This is a genomic window from Herbaspirillum sp. B65 (assembly GCF_000333555.1).
Classification (GTDB): Bacteria; Pseudomonadota; Gammaproteobacteria; order Burkholderiales; family Burkholderiaceae_D; genus Herbaspirillum; species Herbaspirillum rubrisubalbicans.
Genome location: NZ_BADI01000106.1, coordinates 1 through 5,227, shown reverse-complemented (window position 1 = coordinate 5,227; position 5,227 = coordinate 1). Strand labels below are relative to the sequence as shown.

The window sequence follows — 5,227 nt, the reverse complement described above, 5'->3', positions numbered from 1 at the left end:
CCGCAAGTTTTGGTCTCTGCGTCCTCATAAGTGCACTTCGCCGAGCATATCCAAACTACTTTTTGGATACCACCACTTTCTTACAGGAAGTAGTGAGAATTATCCGTCCTGATCGCCAAGGCGCGCTCTTTTAGTTTGGCGTGACCGCGACCCAGCGAGCTGAAGCGGTCCTTGCCATGTTCAGCAAGGACCACTTCAGTTTTTCTAAAATTGGCCCCACACTCTAATCCTGAGGCCGTACTTCATCAATCACTTGCTCTGCGCGGTGGTACTTGTCGACGCAGGCGTTGAGCTCCCGCACGATGTCGTCGCCTTCGAGGGCGAAATCGAGAATTCGCCCAGCAGCCGCTGGCAGAAGGTCGGCACGCGCTTCTCGATCCCCAGAGGCGGCAGCTTGGGCAGCGGCGGCTGCACTAGCCGCGTCGACGGCGACTGACAACCGCACAGCACCAGCACGCAGCTCACCGCGCAAAACATCCATTTGTTTCTTTGCATTCTCTTTCTCCTGTTGAGCGGCGGCCGTGATCGCAGCGACGGCCGCCTGGCCACTGCGCTCGGCCTCCCGGTATCGTTCGGTGGCGCTGGCCAGGGCGGTGGCGTGTTCCTCGCTGACCTTCGCCACCCTTCCCTCGTCGATCTGAGCCTGGCGGTGGCCACCCCAGAGGTAGCCGCCAATCAGGCCCAGGCAAAGAGCCAGCATGACAGCGCCGAGGGCTACCAATATGGTCTGAGTCCGGCTCATGGGATCACCTCCAGAGCCCGTTCGTACAGCGCCTTGCGCTCGGCAAAACCGTTTGCGTCCCCGATGGCGGCCGTTTTCTTTCCCCGGTTGACCAGGTCACTCACGCCATCGATGTCGCCGGCATCGGCCCACTTGGCCAGGCCATTTACTGACCAGAACCAGCCGGCAGCACGGCAACCGTGGACCGGCTCGCACAACAGGCGCGGCTGCTCCACGCAATCCACGTGCAGCGCCATCATGGCGGCCAGGTGGTTGAGGTAGCCCGTGATCTGGATCGGGCCATGCCCCTTCCAGAAGCGGCCCGGCGTAGTGCCGTTTGCAGCCGCGATCCGAATCGCCTCTGGATTGGTGTTACCAAGATCTGCGCGACGGTCATAAACAGAGCCGCTGGCCAGCTCCTCCATAAACCGGAACTGGCCCGACTCATGGCCGATCTGCGACAGGAAGGCGGCCACGCGCAGGCGCGTATCGATCCCGAATTCCTGCATGGCTGCATTGAGGGGCTCCAAAAACAACGATGCCCGCGTGGAAGCGGGCATGATGCGCTGGAGCTGGGCAAGTGTAAGGGTCATCTCGGCTCTCCTGTATCGGTTGCACGGCGATTGCGGTATAGCCACCCACCAGCCAGCAGGCTGGCCACTCCAACGTTCGAGATCACCTCGGCCGGCTGGGGACTGATGTAGCCGTACAACGGCCCGGTAATGACGCCAAATGCGCCCACTGCTGCAATCACGTACCACGCACGCACTAAATGATTGCTACGATGGTTCATGCGGTTGAGCGCGAAGACGCAATGCAGGAAGAGTGCGATGCTGGCCAACATATTGACGACCAGCAGATAGTCGGTTGCGAGCAGGATCTTGATCATTTGGATGACTCCTGATTGATGTTGCCCCCTCCGAATTTGGCCCGCATCCAGCCCAAGGCCAGCGGAATTACTGTTTGGGAGCTGGCCCCAATCAGAAACCCGCTGCAGAGCCGGGCGGCCTCTGAGTACTTCCCCGACCAGGCGAATGCGTCGGACTGGATCGCCCAGGCGTGCAGCATGGGCCCGACGTAGCCGCCCATGAGCGCGCTGGTGATCAGGATCATGACTGCCCGTGGGCGAGATACCGGAGGCAGGCTGGAGAGCATGGCCAGGCCACCGGCCAACCCTGCCAGCAGCATCTCGTACTGCAGTCCCAGGAATGACCCTGTAATGGTGATGGTGCCGACGGCAAAAGCCCCCGAGCCGGCGCCGATCACCGCCCCTGTTGTTGGTTCTGGCATTGAATTCCCCAAAAAATGGCGCCGATTGGCGCCTGGTCACGTTTACACTTGAAAAAAGTTGTAAATTTTTACTTGTATAATTCCTCCATAAAAATGAGGAAAGAGTTGGAATGCACCCGAAAAAACTAGAATGGCTCCAGGCTTTACGAGGAATAGCTGCATTGCTGGTTGTATTTGTTCACGCTAGGTACTACTTATTGAATACCTCGATGCAAACTACCGCGGAATCTATCTTCCGACCGGGAGCAATGGGAGTCGATCTGTTTTTTCTGATCAGCGGCTTCATCATGACGCTGACGACCGCTAATTCCGATGGAACGCTTACAAACAGTGTGATTTTCTGGATAAAACGGCTGTCCCGGATATGGCCCGTCTATATCGTCCTCGCTATTCTTGGGATACAAGCCCTCAACCCCATTGACATCTTCATTCATAAAGACATCTGGAAGAGTCTGGTAGAAAGCCTGCTTTTTCTACCAGTTGACCCGAGACAACCACTTTATTACGGACTTCCCTACCCACTAGGCTGGACTCTGAATTTTGAAATCTACTTCTATCTCGTTTTTGGTATCTCGATGCTATTTGGACGCTGGAGATGGGCCGCGTTTTTCAGTTGGTTGATACTTTCGTTGATAGTATTTCCTATGGCGTTAAAAGGTGCCAGTACGCTTAATGTGCTCCACGATTACCGTTTCAGAATTGCCTATGTAAATCAAATAACAAATCCTATTATCTGGACGTTTGCAGCCGGAGTTATTGGCGGCCTCCTCTATTTGTCGAGATTGCGGATTAAAGACTGCTTGGTGGCGAGATGCATAGTGCCAATCGCTGTAGCCACTTGTCTATGGTGGGCTTATTCCGGGCTCGCTGATTTCCATGGAATTGATGGGTGGGGAGGCCCCCTTTGTATCGCTTTCATAATTATTGCTCTCTATAGTAAGAGCGTTGTGATTTCGGTTCCCAAGCCATTGCTTTGGCTTGGGAAAGTGTCATTTTCTCTATACCTCGTACATTTGATCGCGCAATCACTCGTAACAAGAATTCTTCAGAGCGTCGGCAGGACAGATCTAACTCAAACTTGGTCTCACATATTTTTGACGACGATCTTGGCCTTGGCGATGGCAGCCATCTCACACGCTGTGTTAGAAGAAAAACTGTCAGAGAGTACGAAAAATTGGCTACTTCGTCACGTAGGCGGCAGAGGCCAAACTGGCTGATCCCCAGTGATTTCCATCCGAATAATTGAAACGCGATACTTTTTCCATAGAAGCAAAAGGCGTTTTTCTTCAGCAGTTGCCATATCCAGATCGACGGCGTCCTGCAGTGGATCAATTTCAAGCCCAGCGTTAGTGAGTAACTGGGTTCTAGTTGCCTCGTTCCGGGCTCGAATCTGCTCGAGCGTTTCGACTATCTGCGGTGCAGATCGATCCGCAGTAATAAACAGACCATCAGAGTAGTGATCCCCGATAACACAAACTTGTCCTTCGGGGATCTGGACGACCGATGCTTCCCCTGGGGGAGTCCAATTGCCTTCGCCATTCCAAACCACAATATTGGCCACATTCCCGTCCTCGATAATTGCGTAACTGTTCATCTGTATTCACCATTGAATAATAAGAATGCCGGGAGCCCCGGCACCGCCAGCATTACCGCTAGCCGAGGACGCAGTATTTGCGCCACTTCCACCCGAGCCACCGGAACCATAACCCCGCCCTGATTGGCCAGCCCCTCCTACTACGCAGGCCCCGCCTCCACCGAATGGGCCACTCCCTCCTTGACCACCGTTCCCACCCTTATTCGTTCCATATCCCGCCACTGCCAATCCATAATCTCCAGAGCCTGCACCGGAGCCACCCGGTGATCCACCTGAACCGCCAGTATTATTCCCCGGTGGAGTACTCCCTCCTGTGCCAGACAGTCCACCAGACAATATCAAGTTGACGCCGACACCGGTGATTGAGTTCGACCCGCCAGCGCCACCAGTACCCCCATAGTTACCCGGCATACCAGCGGCGCCGGCAGCCCCTGAAGACCCGATGGACAGCGTGAGGATCTGACCAGGGGTAACGGAAAGGGATTGCATCAAAACAAACGCCCCCGATTGCCCACCGCCGCCGCCGCCGCTTGACGCGGTTCCAGAAGTAACGCCAGAAATTCCACCGCCGCCGCCTCCACCGCCACCAGCCCCACATCCAGACACAAAAATTTTGGTCACACCTTCTGGCACCGCCCACATGGTAGAAGACGTAAAGGTGAGAACATTTGCCGCGGCAATACTGCGGATAGCGACAAGCAATTGGTTCGTCTTTGCTTCATCGGCAATGAGGCCCGCGGCTTCCTGGACAGCGATGATCTCAGAAGTAATGTCGTTGCCCCACTTTGCAGGGATCAACGATCCTTGCTGTCCAGTCTGTTCATCTTCGTCGACAAACTGCCATTCACCAGGCCGACGCCTGGAACACTCTTCGGAAAATCCATTCTCTTTCCTTCATTCGTATTCAAAGATCACCACCGTGAACGGCGGCGCCCATCGCTTAATCACGCACTCCACAGCCTCATTCGGATTTGCGCCTAACCGCTCGCCCCATACCGCCACGCCAAAGCGCCGCCCTCCGGCATGTCGGCGCCCCAACTTGATCGTCCAGATAAATTGCGCCGCCCAGGTTCCAAACCGGGCTTTACCAAAGCGCGACCGCCCGAACCGAGGCGCCCGCCACTCAAAAGCGGTTGCGTCTGGATAACCCAGCTCCCTGGCCAGGCCGATGAAATAAGACAGGCTCTGGCCACCTTGTGCGACATGTCGGCGCAACACCGCCGCTTTGCGCTGCTCGAAACTTGGATCGTCCGGCAGGCACTCATCGGGCAAGCCCATGACCGTTTCCCAGTCCGGCACAAGCTCGCGCATCGTCGGCGGGAAAATCTCTGCGAGTAAGGCATCATCCCGCTGGTCAATGCGCGCAAACTCTGGCGCCAGCCCCTGCAGCACCTGGTCAACTTCGCCGCCGTAAAACTCGCGATCCCAGGCCGGGCCAGGGGGCAGGAGCTGCCGCATCTGCTCCAGGTAGTCCGCTTCGCTCATAGCCATAGAATGTCTCCAAAGGTCGCGATCTCATGGCGCAACACCGTCACGTTCTCAACAGGGACCACCATCTGGTGATCCTCCTCACCGGCCGCAGCACTGATCGCTTCGTCCTGATGNTACGCGGCAAGTCACGC

General features: G+C 56.1%; 8 protein-coding genes. 1 reads left to right on the top strand and 7 read right to left on the bottom strand.

Annotation, left to right across the window (positions count from 1 at the left end; genetic code table 11):
* Positions 1 to 223: 223 nt before the first annotated feature.
* The 4 genes from I5W_RS03015 to I5W_RS03000 are packed head-to-tail and all read right to left on the bottom strand — an operon-like array spanning position 224 to position 2,011.
* A complete protein-coding gene (locus I5W_RS03015) occupies positions 224 to 742 on the bottom strand; it encodes a lysis system i-spanin subunit Rz (RefSeq protein ID WP_044528130.1) in 519 nt (172 codons plus the stop codon).
* The gene (locus I5W_RS03010) at positions 739 to 1,314 is read right to left on the bottom strand and encodes a glycoside hydrolase family 19 protein (protein WP_044528129.1); all 576 of its coding nucleotides are present in this window, start codon (positions 1,312 to 1,314) and stop codon (positions 739 to 741) included. Before I5W_RS03010 ends, I5W_RS03015 begins: the two co-directional genes overlap by 4 nt.
* Entirely contained in the window at positions 1,311 to 1,610 is a 300-nt protein-coding gene (locus I5W_RS03005; protein ID WP_044528128.1) for a hypothetical protein, read from the bottom strand. The genes I5W_RS03010 and I5W_RS03005 overlap by 4 nt, the downstream gene beginning before the upstream one ends.
* Entirely contained in the window at positions 1,607 to 2,011 is a 405-nt protein-coding gene (locus I5W_RS03000) for a hypothetical protein (RefSeq protein ID WP_044528127.1), read from the bottom strand. The genes I5W_RS03005 and I5W_RS03000 overlap by 4 nt, the downstream gene beginning before the upstream one ends.
* A 110-nt stretch (positions 2,012 to 2,121) precedes the next feature.
* Between I5W_RS03000 and I5W_RS02995 the strand changes: the two genes are divergently transcribed.
* Positions 2,122 to 3,228 (top strand): acyltransferase family protein, encoded by a 1,107-nt coding sequence (locus I5W_RS02995; RefSeq protein WP_044528126.1) that lies wholly within the window; start codon positions 2,122 to 2,124, stop codon positions 3,226 to 3,228.
* On the opposite strand, the gene I5W_RS29330 is transcribed toward I5W_RS02995, so the two are convergent.
* From I5W_RS29330 to I5W_RS02980, 3 genes are all read right to left on the bottom strand, one after another.
* Positions 3,198 to 3,605: a tail fiber assembly protein gene (locus I5W_RS29330; protein ID WP_044528125.1), complete on the bottom strand. Its 408-nt coding sequence runs from the start codon at positions 3,603 to 3,605 to the stop codon at positions 3,198 to 3,200. The genes I5W_RS02995 and I5W_RS29330 overlap by 31 nt on opposite strands.
* A 6-nt stretch (positions 3,606 to 3,611) precedes the next feature.
* On the bottom strand, positions 3,612 to 4,247 hold the full coding sequence (locus I5W_RS34385) for a hypothetical protein (RefSeq protein WP_441294714.1): 636 nt from the start codon (positions 4,245 to 4,247) through the stop codon (positions 3,612 to 3,614).
* Positions 4,248 to 4,499: 252 nt separating this feature from the next.
* Positions 4,500 to 5,096 (bottom strand): YmfQ family protein, encoded by a 597-nt coding sequence (locus I5W_RS02980; RefSeq protein ID WP_044528124.1) that lies wholly within the window; start codon positions 5,094 to 5,096, stop codon positions 4,500 to 4,502.
* Positions 5,097 to 5,227 lie beyond the last annotated feature (131 nt).